Here is a 14,303-nt window from a genome sequence, read left to right as displayed (position 1 = left end):
CTTTTTTATTTTTCTGATTTTCAAAACAGACAAAAAACCGGTATTAGTTATTCACCAATACCAGAAAGTGTAGACCCCTTTTTTTGTTAGGAGTGAAACCAGTTGCGAAAAATAGCGTTAACTAGTGATAACCATTTTGATGTGAATAAACTAGATACCACAGCGATTCGTGCGCAGCAAGTTGATTATTTGCTTGCTAACGACTACGACGATTATCTGATTGCCGGCGATCTTTTTAATGATTTTCAGGAGAGTCTCTTATTCGTGGAAAAGCTGGCCACCGAAATGGCCGGAAAATGCCGGGTTTTCTTCATTGCGGGTAATCACGATATGGTTCGTGGCGTGACTTTTGCCGAACTCCAGAGTGATCTTAGTCCCAATTACGTTCATCAGAAAACGATCACTTTCCCCGGAACCAATTACGTACTTATTGGTAATAATGGTTGGTATGATTATAGCTTTGCCGATCAAGCAGTTGGTGAAAGTCAAGCCGCTTTTGAAAAATGGAAACGGGCTTACTGGATTGATGGTGTGATTGAGCAGCCAATTAGCGATCCTGAGCGCATGCAACTGGTTTTAAACCAGACACACCAGGATCTGGAAAAGGCGCGCCAACAACGCAAGCAAGTTCTTTATATGACACATTTTGTTCCCCGGCGTGATTATATTAGCTACCAAACAACTTCGCGAATCTGGCGCATGGCCAACGCAGTGATGGGTTCCTGGCACTTAGGGGCGCTATTGGAGGCCTATCAGGTTGAGACTGTTTTGTTTGGCCACACCCACACAAAGTTTCAACCACGGCAGTTTGGTCAAACCACTTATTTATGCAAGCCCGTTGGTTACGGGTTAAAACGGTTAAATGAATGGAAATCTAGTTCAAACTTTATGGGTGAGTGGCGCGCTTGCCTGCAAACTAAGTATTTAGCGACTGCAACTAAGAAATAATTCGGGAACAGGTCTTGCAATTAAAGTGAATTTTCGGTATCATAATATTTGTTGAAAAACACATGGAGGAGTAGCGAAGTGGCTAAACGTGGCGGACTGTAAATCCGCTCCTTCGGGTTCGGTGGTTCGAATCCACTCTCCTCCATTTTTTTGATTGGGATATAGCCAAGTGGTAAGGCAACAGACTTTGACTCTGTCATGCGCTGGTTCGAATCCAGCTATCCCAGTTAACCGAGAATGGGGCAAAAGTCAGTTTTGGGTTCACTGCGTAACATAAGCTAATCCAACAACTATACTGTGGCTATTGGAAGCACGTGAACCCAGACTTTTGGCGCACGTTCTAGAATAATGATCAGAAACTATAAGCGGCTAGGACCTTTGTCCCGGCCGCTTTTTTTTGTGGGCTGGTTAGCGCGTATCCCAAAGGTAGTTTAACAGGCCACACATTAGTAAGGCGGAATCTGTTAGGTTGATCATGTGCCAAGCAGCAGAATCTGGATTCGCACCACAGTTAATAAAGGATTCCGGAAAAATAATTCTTGGGCCAAACTTGGATCACTTTTGATTCTATTTGACAGTTCTTTGAAATTTGGCTACGCTCAGGATAGTTAAATCGAGGACGACTGGCAAATAGTTAAGAAGTCGCTAACGGTCAATTGCAAGTCTTCATTTTTTATAGCGTGAGGATGAGGCATTGTTTCATTGCCAAGTGATGAAAGTATTGGCGGAGTTTTAGTTTGATTGGTGACTACTAGCAATAGAAATGGGGAGTTTAAATGAAGATTGGTTTTATCGGTGCTGGACACATGGCACAAGCAATGATGGCTGGTTTAGTTGCGGCCCAATTTAATCGGCCTAGTGATATTTTGGTTCATAGTGCCCATAAAGCACACTACCAACCCTTCGCTAAGGCCCACCAGTATACGGCCGTAGCGAGTAATCAGGCGTTAGTTACGCAAAGTGACGTTGTTATTTTGGCGGCGACAGCCAATGTGTCCCTTGAGATAATAGCATCTTTGCAAAAGGTACTCGAAGAAAAAACGCCGCTTTTAATTTCAGTGGCTGGTGGAGTAACGCTAAGCGCCTTGGCGGATGCTGCGGATAATGCTGATTTGAGTATCATGCGGGCTATGCCAAACGTTAATGTGGCAATTAATCAAGGCATGACTGCTTTGGTTGCCAACGAAGTGACGCCAGAGGCAGATCTGGCTAAGGCTAAGGCGATTTTTGCTGCTTTAGGAAAAATTCAATTTATAGCGGAAAAGGATTTTACAACTTTTGCTGCAATTGCTGGTAGCGCGCCGGCCTACGCTTATTTATTCATTGACGCACTGTCCCGGGCCGGGGTTAAACACGGTCTTAACAAAACTGATGCCACTAAAATAGCCGCGCAAACCGTGTTAGGAAGTGCCGCTAATCTTCTCGCAACTGAAGAAAATCCTTGGAATTTAATTGATCAAGTTTCGTCTCCAGGTGGCACGACAGTAGCTGGTTTATTGGCGATGGAAGAGGCTGGCCTGATGACTGCTGTCGTTAAGGGAATTGACGCAACAATTGGGCGTGAGTAGTGTTAATCCAACAATAAGTGAGTGGTTTAGCATTGCTTCTTTGGTCTATACCAGTTATAATGGATTTATTGTGGATTGAGAGCAGGTCAGTGAACTTGCTTTGATCTAATTAATTAAAAAGGTGGAATCTAGCGAATGAGTATAAAAGTCTTGAAACACGCAACGATCTATACTGGTGATGATATCATTGATGATGGTTTTGTTCGGTTTGATGACAAAATTTTGGCAGTTGGCCCAATGGAAGAATTTAAAAATTATCCCGGTGATGAAGTAATTGTGGCCACTGGAAAGACGATTATTCCCGGTTTCATCGACGTTCATAGTCATGGTGGTTATGGTTTTGACGCGATGGATGGTGATCCTGACCAGATCGATACAATGGTCCAGAAGATGACTAAAAACGAAGGAATTACGACTTACTTCGCAACGACAATGACGCAAAGCAATGCCAACATTGATAATGCAATGCGCGGTGTTAAGAAAGCGGCCGATCGGAACCCTGTTATCAAGGGTGTTCATTTAGAGGGACCTTTTATTTCGGCTAAATATAAGGGTGCTCAGCCAGAAGAGTACATCAAAGATCCCAATCCGGAATTATTAGATCATTGGAATGAATTAGCTGGCGGCTTAGTTAAATTGATTACTTACGCGCCTGAGGATGATCATTCAAAAGAATTCGAAGATTATTGTTTAGCACACGGCATTGTACCTGCTGTTGGCCATAGTAACGCTACTCGAGCTGATTTGTTACACAGTAAGGCTAGCCACGCCACTCATTTGTACAATGCTCAGCGTGAATTTAAGCACCGCGAACCTGGTGTTACCGGTCACGTTATGTTGGAAAATAATATGTACGCTGAATTAATCATGGATGGTTTCCACATTGTTCCTGATATGTTGGAACTTGCCTTTGATCAAAAGGGACCAGAACGAATTGAATTGGTAACGGACTCAATGCGTTCTAAAGGGATGCCTGAAGGCGAAAGCGAGCTTGGTGGTCAAAAAGTCTTCGTTAAAGACAAACAAGCACGTTTAGCTGATGGTACTTTGGCTGGTTCAGTTCTTGAATACCCGGATGCATTCAAAAATTCAATGAAATTTACTGATGCCGATTTGTACGATGCTGTTTTGATGAGTTCGGTTAACCAGGCGGCCGAATTTGGCTTGGAAGCTAAGGGTGGCATTGCTGAAGGCAAAGACGCCGATATGAACATTATCGACAATGATTGCAACTTATTGGGAACTTACAGTTATGGTCGACATTTTGTTAAAGGCGAAAAATAAATTTTAAAGTCGAAAGTGGGCCAAAAATCAGTTTTGGGTTTATTGCCTAATATCAGCTAATCCAATGACCCTACTGTGGCTATTGGAAATACGTGAACCCAGGGCTTTGGCACACTTCGAAAGTAATGTTTGGAAATAGTAAGCGGCTGGGATTTTGGCTCAGCCTTGTTAGAATGATGGAAAAAGGGGGCGGCATTCATGGAATCGCCAGTTTATATTCAAATTCATAATTCAATTAAGCGTGATATTGAAGCTGGAAAATGGGCGATTGGGGATCGGATACCCTCTGAGCGGGAACTTGCGATTAGTTTTGGTGTTAGTCGAATGACACTACGCCAAGCGATTCAGACACTTGTGGATGAAGGTATTTTAGAGCGTCGGGTTGGTGCTGGGACTTACGTGGCTAATCAAAAAGTCCAGGAGAAGATGTCTGGGGTAACTAGTTTTACGGATATCATGTTAGCACAAGGTAAAACGCCTTCCAGTAAGACGATCTCTTATCATGTTGCCAGTCCCTCACTTTCGGAAAAAGAAAAACTAAATTTGCCCGATGGTGCGCAAGTATTGCGAATGGAACGCATTCGGTTTGCCGATGATGTCCCAATTAGCTTTGAGGTTGCAACGGTACCTGAGGCTTTGGTCCAGAATTTTAGCAAGGCTGAAGTAACAAGCTCGCTGTACCGAACTTTAGAGGAAAAGGCCAATCTAGTTCTTGGCGGCGCCCAACAAACTGTTACCGCCCAAGTTTCCTCAGAACGGATTGCTGACTTTCTTCAAATTAAACGTGGTGATCCAATTTTGCGGTTACGTCAAGTCTCGTTTTTACAATCAGGCGAACCGTTTGAATATGTGCGTACCCAGTACGTCGGAACGCGTTTTGAGTTTTATTTAGAACGCTAAATCGACTGTGGCTGGGCCATGACTAGGAGCAGTGACAAAATTCGATTTTGTTACTGCTTCTAGTTTTTTAGTCTATAAAGAAAGCTTAAAAAGCGGATATAAAAGTGTACTTCGGTCCTGATATGGTACAATACTTAGTGTTTAAGTCAAATTAATGAGGAGATAATAGCCATGAAAGGCATCATTCTCGCCGGCGGGTCGGGCACACGTTTGTACCCAGTGACCCGGGCAATTTCAAAACAATTAATTCCGGTTTACGATAAACCGATGATTTACTACCCACTATCCAGCCTTATGTTGGCTGGGATTCAAGACATTATGATTATCTCAACGCCACGGGATACGCCGCGGTTTGAGGAATTATTTCATGATGGCCAAGATTTGGGCATACATATTTCTTACAAAGTCCAGAAACATCCGAATGGTTTGGCCGAGGCGTTTATTTTGGCCGCGGATTTTATTGGGACGGATTCGGTTTGCCTAATTTTAGGCGACAACATCTTTTATGGTGGTGGGCTCTCCAAATTATTGCAACAGGCGGCGGCCAAGCCAACTGGGGCAACCGTTTTTGGCTACCACGTTAATGATCCAGAACGGTTTGGCGTGGTGGATTTTGATGCGCAGCGGCGCGTTAAATCCATCGTGGAAAAACCGGCTCATCCGGCTAGTAATTATGCGATCACGGGCTTGTACTTCTATGATAACCAAGTGGTGCAGATTGCCAAAGACATTCAACCTTCGCCCCGGGGTGAGTTGGAAATTACCGATGTCAATAAAGTCTATCTTGAAAAGGGCCAACTGGATGTGCAAATTATGGGCCGCGGGTATGCTTGGTTAGATACCGGAACCCATGAATCGTTGCACCAAGCTTCTGGTTTCATCGCCACGGTGCAGGACCGCCAGAATTTTGAAGTTGCCTGCTTGGAAGAAATTGCTTACCGGATGGGGTACATCAACCTAGATCAGGTAGCCAAATTAGCCGAGCCACTTAAAAAGACCGGTTACGGCCAATATTTATTGCAATTGGTCGCAGAAGAAAAAGAGGAGAATTAAACTAACTATGAAAGTAATCGACACAAAATTAACTGATGCTAAAATTATTGAAACCGACGTTTTTGGGGACCACCGGGGTTTCTTTACGGAAACTTTTACCGCCAATAAGTTCAAGGCCGCTGGTGTGGACGTTGAGTGGCTGCAAGATAACCAATCATTGTCCGTTGAACCAGGCGTTTTACGGGGCATGCATTTCCAACGGGCCCCGCACGCGCAAACTAAATTATTACGGGCAATCACTGGTGTTATCTATGATGTCATTATTGATGTTCGCACTGGGTCACCGACATACGGTCAGTGGCAAGGCTTTATTTTAAGTGAATTCAATCACCGCCAGTTATTGGTGCCCAAGGGATTCGCCCACGGCTTCATGACTTTAACGGCCAACTGCAATGTGGCCTACAAGTGTGATGGTTATTACGCCCCCGATGCAGATGGTGGCTTGGCTTATGATGATCCTGATATTGGCATTGAATGGCCAATGCCACTGGATGATCTCGTTTTGTCGGAAAAAGATAAACATCATCCCCGTTTAAAAGACGCTGACTTGAACTTTGTTTACGGAGGTAAAAATTAATGAACGTACTTGTGACTGGTGGCGCCGGCTTTATTGGCAGTAATTTTATTCATTACATGCTAAACCAGCACCCAGACTACCAAATTGTTAATTTAGACCTTTTAACTTACGCGGGCAATCAGCATAACTTGGATAGTATCAAGGACGATCCCCGGTATACCTTTGTTCAGGGTAATATCGTTAACCGGGAATTAGTGACTTATTTGGTCCAACAGTATAAAATTGACTGGATTGTTAATTTTGCGGCCGAATCACACGTAGACCGCTCAATTCTCCATCCAGAAGTTTTCATTGAAACCAACGTTCAAGGCACATTAGCTTTATTGGATGTCGCTAAGAAGCAAGGTGTCACTAAGTTCTTACAGGTTTCCACCGACGAAGTTTACGGCACTTTAGGGGCAGAAGGTTACTTCGATGAAGAATCCCCGCTGCGGCCAAACTCACCGTATTCGGCCAGTAAGGCTTCCGCTGACATGATTGTGCGGGCCTACTACGAAACTTACGGCATGAACGTCAATATTACCCGTTGTTCCAATAATTACGGACCTTACCAATTTCCTGAAAAGTTGATTCCGTTAATGGTTTCTAACGGAATGGAAGATAAGAGCTTACCAATTTATGGTGACGGGAAGAATATCCGCGACTGGTTATACGTTTCCGACCACTGTCACGCCATTGACTTGGTTTTGGAAAAGGGCAAAAAAGGTGAAGTTTACAATATTGGTGGCCATAACGAACGGAACAACAACGAGATCGTTCACCTCATTGTGAAGACGTTGGGCTTGTCGGAGGATCACATTAAGTACGTGGCCGATCGTTTAGGTCATGACCGGCGTTATGCGATTGACCCAACTAAGATTACGAAAGAACTTGGTTGGCAGCCAGAGTATACCTTTGATACGGGGATTGTGAAGACAATCAAGTGGTACCAGGCCAATGAAGCTTGGTGGCAACCATTGAAGGCGAAAGCGGCCTTGAAGTAACAGCGATAGAATTTGGAGGGTAATATGCGAATTATGATTACCGGCGCTTCTGGTCAATTAGGTACGGAATTGTGCCATTTATTGGATGAGCGTCAAGTTGACTACCGAATGACGGATAGCCATAATCTTGATATTACGAATGAAACGCAGGTTAACGCCTACTTTGCTGGTTATCAACCGGAATTAGTTTACCATTGTGCTGCCTATACAGCGGTGGATGCTGCTGAAGAGGGTGCCGGAAAAAAGGCAAATCAAACCGTTAACGTGCTAGGTACTGAGAATGTCGCTAAGGCGGCGGCAAGTGTTGGTGCAACAATGGTTTATATCAGCACTGATTACGTTTTTGATGGTGACAGTCAGCAAAGTTATCAAGTTGAGGATCAACCGGCACCTAGAAATGAATACGGGCGCGCTAAGTATGAAGGCGAGCTTGCGGTTCAAAAATACCTGCAAAATTATTATATTATCCGAACTTCATGGGTATTTGGCGAATTTGGCCATAATTTTGTTTACACGATGCTCAAATTGGCGAAGGATCATGATCAACTAACGGTTGTTGATGATCAATTTGGCCGACCAACTTGGACCCGCACCTTAGCCGAATTTATGACCTACGTGATTGATCAGCATTTGGCCTATGGTATTTACCATTTAGCCAATCAAGGGACGTGTAGTTGGTTTGATTTTGCCACGGCAATTTTGGCTAACAAGGCGGTAACGGTGAGTCCGGTAACTTCCGCAGAGTATCCCCAGAAAGCATGGCGACCACGGCACGCGCTGCTAGATTTGAGCAAAACTGAGGCCAGCGGCTTTGTATTACCGACCTGGCAAGAAGTTTTAGGAACTTTTTTGGATGAGCTAGAATAGAGAGTGTTTAAAAAAGCGGTTAGATTCTGAGGATTAGCCTAAACAGACGAATTATCTGTGAAACAGATGATTTGGCTGTTGTAGCTAACCGCAGGAATCTGCTTTTTCAAACACGTTTACGCTAAATTAGTCAGAGGTTGGGACAAAGATCTTAGCCGTTTACTATTTCTGAGCCTTACTCTAGAACGCGCGCCAAAAAGTCTGGTCTCACGGGCCTAACTGTGGTTATTGGATTAACTTACGTTACGCAGTGAACCCAAAACCGACTTTTGTCCCACGCGCAAACACAATTTAGCCAGAAAAACAAATTATAAGACATACTAAATTCGTAACAAATTAGATAAAAGTTTTAAAGTACGGCCTAACAAACAACTAATAATAGTTTGAAATGAGAGGCATGAAATGCAAAAGAAAGTTTACCATCTAAATACGGCGTTAATGGCGCTGTTTAATTGGAAAGTCATGTTATTAGCAATTATCGGTGGTCTTATTGGCGCTTATGCCTTTAACTATCAGGCGGCTAACAAGCCGACAGCAACCAGTTATACTGGCACAACTTTTGTTTTATTAAGTGCCAAGACAAACAAGCAGCCAACAACGCAGGCCGGTCTCGATCAATGGGTTCCTGATGAATCGACGGCTAAAACTTACGCCTATGTAATGCACAGCGGTCGGTTTATGGATGCTGCTAGTCAGGCGTTGGCAAAGCAAGGAATTAAAATGAGTTCAGGACAGTTACAAGGTTCGGTTGGCGCTTGGCAGAATAGTAATACAAGTCTCATTTCCATTGCGGCAAAGGGCAATAGCAAGAACGTAACAAAAATTGCCGATAGTGTTGCCGAAACGGCAGTGGCGCAGTACGGTGATTATTTAAGTAAGGGTAAGGCAAGCCTGCTTCAACCGGCCTATTTAGAAACTAATACAACAAAGCCTAAAACGCTGGGGGCAACCTTTCAGGGTGGTCTGCTAGGTTTCCTATTGGTTTGTTTAATTGCCGTGTTATTTAGTCTCCGGCGCAAAGGTATCAACGCTAAATTTTTACAGGATCATCTTGGTCACCGCAACGTTTTTGATGTTGCCAAGTTTGAAGCACCACAACTTGCAAGTGAGTTTTTGATGACCATTGGTGATAAAAAGACAGTGCTACTTACGGCAGCTGATGAAACGATTTCGGGTCAATGGTTGGCCAAACAAGTTGCCGCATTGGGTTGTCAGACCTTGTTTATTTCATTTTCGGCGGATCAAGAGGCTGACCGAAAATTAAAACCAATTTCGGAAAATTTTGCCAGCATAATAATTCCAGTATCGGATCAGGGGTATAAGATGGCCCAAGAAACTGAAAAGATACTCGAACAAGCATCAAAGTACGACCAAATATTTATTCAAAGTAATTCAATTTTAACAAACCCAGCAACTCAAGCGTTGGTCAAACGGGTTGATGGTATTTTTGAATTAGTTAGTCCGACAACAAAACGAGAGACGTTAGAGGAACAAGACGCCTTTTTACGCAAATATCAACTAAAATTCATTGGCGATATTTTGTTAGACACTAAAGCGTAGGAATTAAATTGCTGATGTTTTGCGCTAGGAGGGAAAATTACGATGGAAAGCCCCAAAGTAGCGATATTGTTGTCGACTTTTAATGGTGCAACTTATTTAACGCAGCAAATTGAATCAATCCAAAAGCAGACTTATCAGAATTGGCAACTGTATATTCGCGATGATGGGTCCAGTGACCAAACTGTCGCTATCATTCGGCGGCTGGCAAAGAACGACGTGCGGCTGACCCTAATTAATCCCCACGAACAGCAAAATCTAGGGGTGATTCCGTCGTTCTTCCAATTATTGAATCATGCTACGGCGCCGTATTATATGTTTTGCGATCAAGATGATGTCTGGCTGCCCCAAAAAATTCAAGTTACGTTGGCCGCAATGACTCGCGCTGAAAAAAAAGCGCAACAACCGATTTTGGTTCACACCGATTTACGCGTTGTCGATACGGATTTAAAATTAGTGAGTAAGTCAATGATTAAGAGTCAACGATTGCACGGCCAGACGAACTTAGGCGAATTAGTTGCCCAAAATAGTGTGACTGGTTGTACCGTGATGATTAATCAGGCATTAAAAGCAAGCTACACTTACAAGGCAAGCGACGCAATTCTAATGCACGATTGGTGGTACGCTTTGTTGGCGGTGACCTTGGGCCAATTGGTTTTTGTGGATCAAGCAACCATTCTTTACCGCCAGCACCACGATAATGCTGTGGGCGCTAGTTCTTCGCGGGTTATGAAAGTATTACGCGGTTATGGCGTCCGTAAAATGTGGCACTCCATCGCTGCTTCAATTGAACAAATTAGTTCTTTTTGGCAGTTGCAATTACCCCAGTGGCGGGAAAGTGATCGGCGGCTACTAAATTTCTACCAACAAATTCCTAATATGACTGGGTTAACGGTCCTTAGGGGATTACGGAATTTTGGAATTCATAAAAGTGATTTTAGTCGTAATTTTGTGTTTAAGTGGCTACTTTTAACGCACCGTAAATGAAGGAGCAAAGTATGGCGGATAAAGTAAGTTGTGTCGTTGTCACCTATAATCGATTGGCGTTGTTAAAGCGGTGTTTAAACGCTATTTTTGCGCAGTCTAAACCAGTAACGGATGTTTTTATCGTTAATAATCATAGTTCCGATCAAACTGCGGCTTATTTGGCCCAACAAAAAGGTCCCCACGTTCACGTTTTTAATTTAAACGAGAATCTCGGTGGCGCTGGCGGTTTCGTTTACGGTATGCAGCAGGCAGCTAAAGTGGCCAACGATTATATTTGGTTAATGGATGATGATACGTTAGTTCATGCCGATACGTTGGCACAGTTATTACGACCGGCAAAGAAAATCTCCAATTTTGGTTTTCTAAGCCCCCAAGTACAACTTAAGGACGGCACGATTGGTAATCAGCCGTTACCATTGCGTGATTGGCAACCAGAACCAAAAACCGGCTTAACGCGGTTAAAAACAGGGTCGTTTGTGGCCATTTTATTCAACCAGCGAGTCGTTGAACGGCTTGGACTGCCGATTAGTGATTTCTTTATTTGGTTTGACGATCATGAATATACGATGCGAATTTCGCAACAGTATCCGGCCTATTATGTGCCAACCGCACAGGTTACCCATTTAACAGTTGCCGCCACGCCGGACATCTTGACTGATCAGAAACGAATTCCCCGCTATTTTTACTTGTTTCGTAATAAGTACTATACGCAAAAAGAGTTTCGGGGCAGCTGGGGTGCGATTAAAGATATTTTGGCTAATCTCGTCATCATTGGGCAGATTATTGTTGGTAAACGACCCAAAAAAGGGCAAAAAATCATGACCGTGATTCGTGGTACTTGGGCAGGCCTATTTTTCAAACCACAAATTAAGTCGGTCAATAATGAAGAAGGGAGGTAGCAGTTTGTTACAATCAACGGATGCTTACAAGCCAGTTGCCAGTCCAGGAGAGGGTCTCTTTTGCTTTGCCTTTGGACTAAGCTTCTTTTGGTACCTTTTTAAATTAAGTATGCTAGCCAGTTACATGCCTTCTTTGGCCGGGCGGTTAGTTTTTGTGCTTAGCGGAGCGCTAATTTTATTGAAAATTGTTTTTGTGGATAGTTATACGCGTCGCGAATTAGTGCAGGCGGGAATTGTGACGGTTATCTTTACACTTTCAGCTTTGATGTCAAAAGACCGAATTTTATTAATTATTCTGTTATTTATTCTTGGGGCTAAAGACATCAATTTTGACCAAATCATTAAGACTTATTTGTGGATTGGAATTCCTGAAGTGCTTGTCATTATGGTATTGGCACAATATAAAATTATTACTAACCTAATTATTTACCGCAGCGTTGGGCAAGGTGGAACGGCACGGCAGTCCTTTGGTTTTTCTTCACCAACTGATTTTTCAGCAATTTTACTTTTTTTGTTCATCGCTTATTGTTATTTAAAACGGGGAAAATTAAAGTTTATTGATTACGTTGTGACTCTATTTATTGCCTACTTTTTATTAGTTTTTTGTGATGCGCGGTTGGATGTGGTTTCCCTTTTGTTGGTTGGCTTAGCAATGTTGCTTTATAGTAGCCTTAGCTTTTTACCGCGGCAGCACTGGTTGGCTAAACTTTTTCACTGGACGTGGTTGGCCTTCCCAATTAATGCCATTCTTTCGGTTTGGTTGACGTTAACGTATCGAAAAGGTTCAACTTTCTATGCGTTTCTTGATAACGCGTTATCTGGTCGGCTGCACATTGGCCGTCAAGGTTATGAAAAATACGGGCTTAGTCTGTTCGGACAACATATTGTTGAGCACGGTAATGGCGGTAATATTGCCCTAAAAACAAATTGGCAAAAAACGGCGTATTTCTATTTAGATTCTTCTTTTATCCGTTTATTGTTAATTTACGGGCTTATTTTGTTTTTGTTTATAGTTATCTTTTTTAGTTGGTACTCGTTTCGCTTAACCAAGCAGGGTAATTTATTAGTACCGCTGATTTTGGCGATTGTTGCTGTAAACAGCATGATCGAACCTAATTTATTACAGATCAACAAGGATCCATTCCTCTATCTGATTTTTGCACAATTACCACTGACGCATAATTTTAGTCCATTTGGGGGTGACCATTCTGGATTCAGTCACGATTAGTATCGTTACGCATAATAGCAAACATATTTTCCAGGTGTTGGATCAAATTAAAACTGAATTGGCCACTTTGCCCGTGCGGATTATGGTGTTCGACAATGCTTCCGCGAGGGCTTACCAAAATCAGTTGAAGGCTTATCAGTCTGATCAAATTCAAATCACCTTGGCTACTGCGAATAAAGGCTTTGGTTTTGGGCATAACTATAATTTTGCGCGGATTAAAACAACTTATTTTATTTGTTGTAATCCTGATATTCTACTTAAAAAGACCGACTTCACGCTGATGTTACACCAATTGCAAGCTCGACCGGAAATCAGTATGGTAACGCCCAAAATTGTTGATCCAAAAGGTAAAACGCAATATTTAATCAGACGGCGGTTAGATGTTTTTGATTATTTATTACGCTTCGTGCCCTTTGGATTTGTTAAGCGTCTGTTTGCAAGGCGCTTGGCCCATTACGAATGTCGCGATTTATCGGATCAGACCCAGTTGATTAAATATGGCTCAGGTGCATTTATGTTTTTACGGACACAGGCAATGCGTGAAATTGGTGGTTTTGATGAACGCTTTTTTATGTATTTTGAGGATAACGATTTATGTGATCGTTTGCGGCAGGCTGGTGGGAAGATTTGTTATGTGCCAGCGGCCCAGGTTGTTCATTATTACGCCCGAGATTCACATAAACACTTTTCGGTTTTTATAATATTTTTAAAATCAATGACGAAGTACTTTAATAAGTGGGGTTGGCAGTTTTTCTAGACTGTGAGCGAAGAATGCGGCTACCAGTATTTTTCTGGCTAATTTAGCTGACATGTGTTTGAAAAAGCAGATTCCTGTGGTGACCGAGACGGGCTTAGTCGAGGAAACACAGTTATGGACTTTATAACTGTGCTCCCTAGTTTTCGCCACAAGAATGGACAACGTTCGTAGCAGTAAAGAATATTAGTGTTTTTTACTAATATTCCTCCTGCATTGCGGAGTAGTAGGCTATACTCCATAATCTAGGCGCTTTTTCAGGCACTCTTAGTTTAAACGTGTTTGAAAAAGCAGATTATTGCGTATAGCTACGCCAGTCGAACGATCCGCAGCGCGTCTCTTTTCGCCTAGCTGCCATGTTTCTTGCGGCAAGGTTTTCGCCACAAGAATGGACAACGTTCGTAGCATCAAAGAATATTAGTGTTTTTTACTAATATTCCTCCTGCATTGCGGAGTAGTAGGCTATACTCCATAATCTAACCGCTTTTTCAGGCACTCTTAGTTTAAACGTGTTTGAAAAAGCAGATTCCTGCGGTTAGCTACGATCGCCAAATCATCTGTTGCACAGATAATTCGTCAGTCTAGGCTAATCCTCAGAATCTGGGCGCTTTTTCAGGCACTCTTAGTTTAAACGTGTTTGAAAAAGCAGATTCCTGCGGTTAGCTACGATCGCCAAATCATCTGTTGCACAGATAATT

The 14,303-nt window shown here is 42.8% G+C and carries 13 protein-coding genes and 2 tRNA genes; all 15 read left to right on the top strand.

Translation table 11 applies throughout. The annotated features are described in order from the left end of the window. Positions 1-102: 102 nt before the first annotated feature. A complete protein-coding gene (locus EKM61_RS05235) occupies positions 103-948 on the top strand; it encodes a metallophosphoesterase (protein ID WP_068222767.1) in 846 nt (281 codons plus the stop codon). Positions 949-1,012: 64 nt separating this feature from the next. Continuing rightward, a tRNA-Tyr gene (locus EKM61_RS05230) sits at positions 1,013-1,093 on the top strand. Between the two features lie 10 nt (positions 1,094-1,103). Further along, a tRNA-Gln gene (locus EKM61_RS05225) sits at positions 1,104-1,175 on the top strand. A gap of 549 nt (positions 1,176-1,724) precedes the next feature. Continuing rightward, complete coding sequence (gene proC, locus EKM61_RS05220) at positions 1,725-2,516, top strand: pyrroline-5-carboxylate reductase (protein WP_068222770.1); 792 nt, start codon at positions 1,725-1,727, stop codon at positions 2,514-2,516. A 135-nt stretch (positions 2,517-2,651) separates the two neighbouring features. Next, the gene (gene nagA, locus EKM61_RS05215) at positions 2,652-3,800 is read left to right on the top strand and encodes an N-acetylglucosamine-6-phosphate deacetylase (RefSeq protein WP_068222773.1); all 1,149 of its coding nucleotides are present in this window, start codon (positions 2,652-2,654) and stop codon (positions 3,798-3,800) included. Between the two features lie 198 nt (positions 3,801-3,998). Beyond that, positions 3,999-4,700 (top strand): GntR family transcriptional regulator, encoded by a 702-nt coding sequence (locus tag EKM61_RS05210; RefSeq protein WP_068222775.1) that lies wholly within the window; start codon positions 3,999-4,001, stop codon positions 4,698-4,700. A 171-nt stretch (positions 4,701-4,871) separates the two neighbouring features. Continuing rightward, positions 4,872-5,753 carry a glucose-1-phosphate thymidylyltransferase RfbA gene (gene rfbA, locus EKM61_RS05205; protein ID WP_068222778.1) on the top strand — a complete coding sequence of 294 codons (882 nt, stop codon included), beginning with the start codon at positions 4,872-4,874 and terminating at the stop codon, positions 5,751-5,753. 7 nt (positions 5,754-5,760) lie between these two features. Then, complete coding sequence (gene rfbC / locus EKM61_RS05200; RefSeq protein WP_068222781.1) at positions 5,761-6,330, top strand: dTDP-4-dehydrorhamnose 3,5-epimerase; 570 nt, start codon at positions 5,761-5,763, stop codon at positions 6,328-6,330. Beyond that, positions 6,330-7,313, top strand: coding sequence for a dTDP-glucose 4,6-dehydratase (gene rfbB, locus EKM61_RS05195; RefSeq protein WP_068222784.1), 984 nt, complete (start codon positions 6,330-6,332; stop codon positions 7,311-7,313). The genes rfbC and rfbB overlap by 1 nt, the downstream gene beginning before the upstream one ends. 24 nt (positions 7,314-7,337) lie before the next feature. Continuing rightward, positions 7,338-8,180, top strand: a complete 843-nt coding sequence (gene rfbD, locus EKM61_RS05190; protein ID WP_068222786.1) for a dTDP-4-dehydrorhamnose reductase — start codon at positions 7,338-7,340, stop codon at positions 8,178-8,180. A 402-nt stretch (positions 8,181-8,582) separates the two neighbouring features. Next, positions 8,583-9,740 carry a YveK family protein gene (locus EKM61_RS05185; RefSeq protein WP_068222796.1) on the top strand — a complete coding sequence of 386 codons (1,158 nt, stop codon included), beginning with the start codon at positions 8,583-8,585 and terminating at the stop codon, positions 9,738-9,740. 42 nt (positions 9,741-9,782) lie between these two features. After that, on the top strand, positions 9,783-10,724 hold the full coding sequence (locus EKM61_RS05180) for a glycosyltransferase family 2 protein (RefSeq protein WP_068222802.1): 942 nt from the start codon (positions 9,783-9,785) through the stop codon (positions 10,722-10,724). Between the two features lie 11 nt (positions 10,725-10,735). Continuing rightward, on the top strand, positions 10,736-11,623 hold the full coding sequence (locus EKM61_RS05175; protein ID WP_068222804.1) for a glycosyltransferase family 2 protein: 888 nt from the start codon (positions 10,736-10,738) through the stop codon (positions 11,621-11,623). A 4-nt stretch (positions 11,624-11,627) separates the two neighbouring features. Beyond that, the gene (locus tag EKM61_RS05170; RefSeq protein WP_068222806.1) at positions 11,628-12,851 is read left to right on the top strand and encodes a hypothetical protein; all 1,224 of its coding nucleotides are present in this window, start codon (positions 11,628-11,630) and stop codon (positions 12,849-12,851) included. After that, positions 12,829-13,608, top strand: coding sequence for a glycosyltransferase family 2 protein (locus EKM61_RS05165; protein WP_082918567.1), 780 nt, complete (start codon positions 12,829-12,831; stop codon positions 13,606-13,608). The genes EKM61_RS05170 and EKM61_RS05165 overlap by 23 nt, the downstream gene beginning before the upstream one ends. The last annotated feature ends 695 nt before the right edge of the window (positions 13,609-14,303 follow it).

Source organism: Loigolactobacillus backii (genome assembly GCF_003946275.1).
GTDB lineage: Bacteria > Bacillota > Bacilli > Lactobacillales > Lactobacillaceae > Loigolactobacillus > Loigolactobacillus backii.
This window is presented reverse-complemented; position numbering and strand designations above follow the sequence as displayed.

Bases quoted from the DNA above. Each gene is read 5' to 3' on its own strand.
- EKM61_RS05175 (WP_068222804.1), top strand. From the start codon at position 10,736: ATGGCGGATAAAGTAAGTTGTGTCGTTGTCACCTATAATCGATTGGCG.
- EKM61_RS05210 (WP_068222775.1), top strand. From the start codon at position 3,999: ATGGAATCGCCAGTTTATATTCAAATTCATAATTCAATTAAGCGTGAT.
- EKM61_RS05185 (WP_068222796.1), top strand. From the start codon at position 8,583: ATGCAAAAGAAAGTTTACCATCTAAATACGGCGTTAATGGCGCTGTTT.
- rfbC (WP_068222781.1), top strand. From the start codon at position 5,761: ATGAAAGTAATCGACACAAAATTAACTGATGCTAAAATTATTGAAACC.
- rfbA (WP_068222778.1), top strand. From the start codon at position 4,872: ATGAAAGGCATCATTCTCGCCGGCGGGTCGGGCACACGTTTGTACCCA.
- rfbD (WP_068222786.1), top strand. From the start codon at position 7,338: ATGCGAATTATGATTACCGGCGCTTCTGGTCAATTAGGTACGGAATTG.
- nagA (WP_068222773.1), top strand. From the start codon at position 2,652: ATGAGTATAAAAGTCTTGAAACACGCAACGATCTATACTGGTGATGAT.
- proC (WP_068222770.1), top strand. From the start codon at position 1,725: ATGAAGATTGGTTTTATCGGTGCTGGACACATGGCACAAGCAATGATG.
- rfbB (WP_068222784.1), top strand. From the start codon at position 6,330: ATGAACGTACTTGTGACTGGTGGCGCCGGCTTTATTGGCAGTAATTTT.
- EKM61_RS05180 (WP_068222802.1), top strand. From the start codon at position 9,783: ATGGAAAGCCCCAAAGTAGCGATATTGTTGTCGACTTTTAATGGTGCA.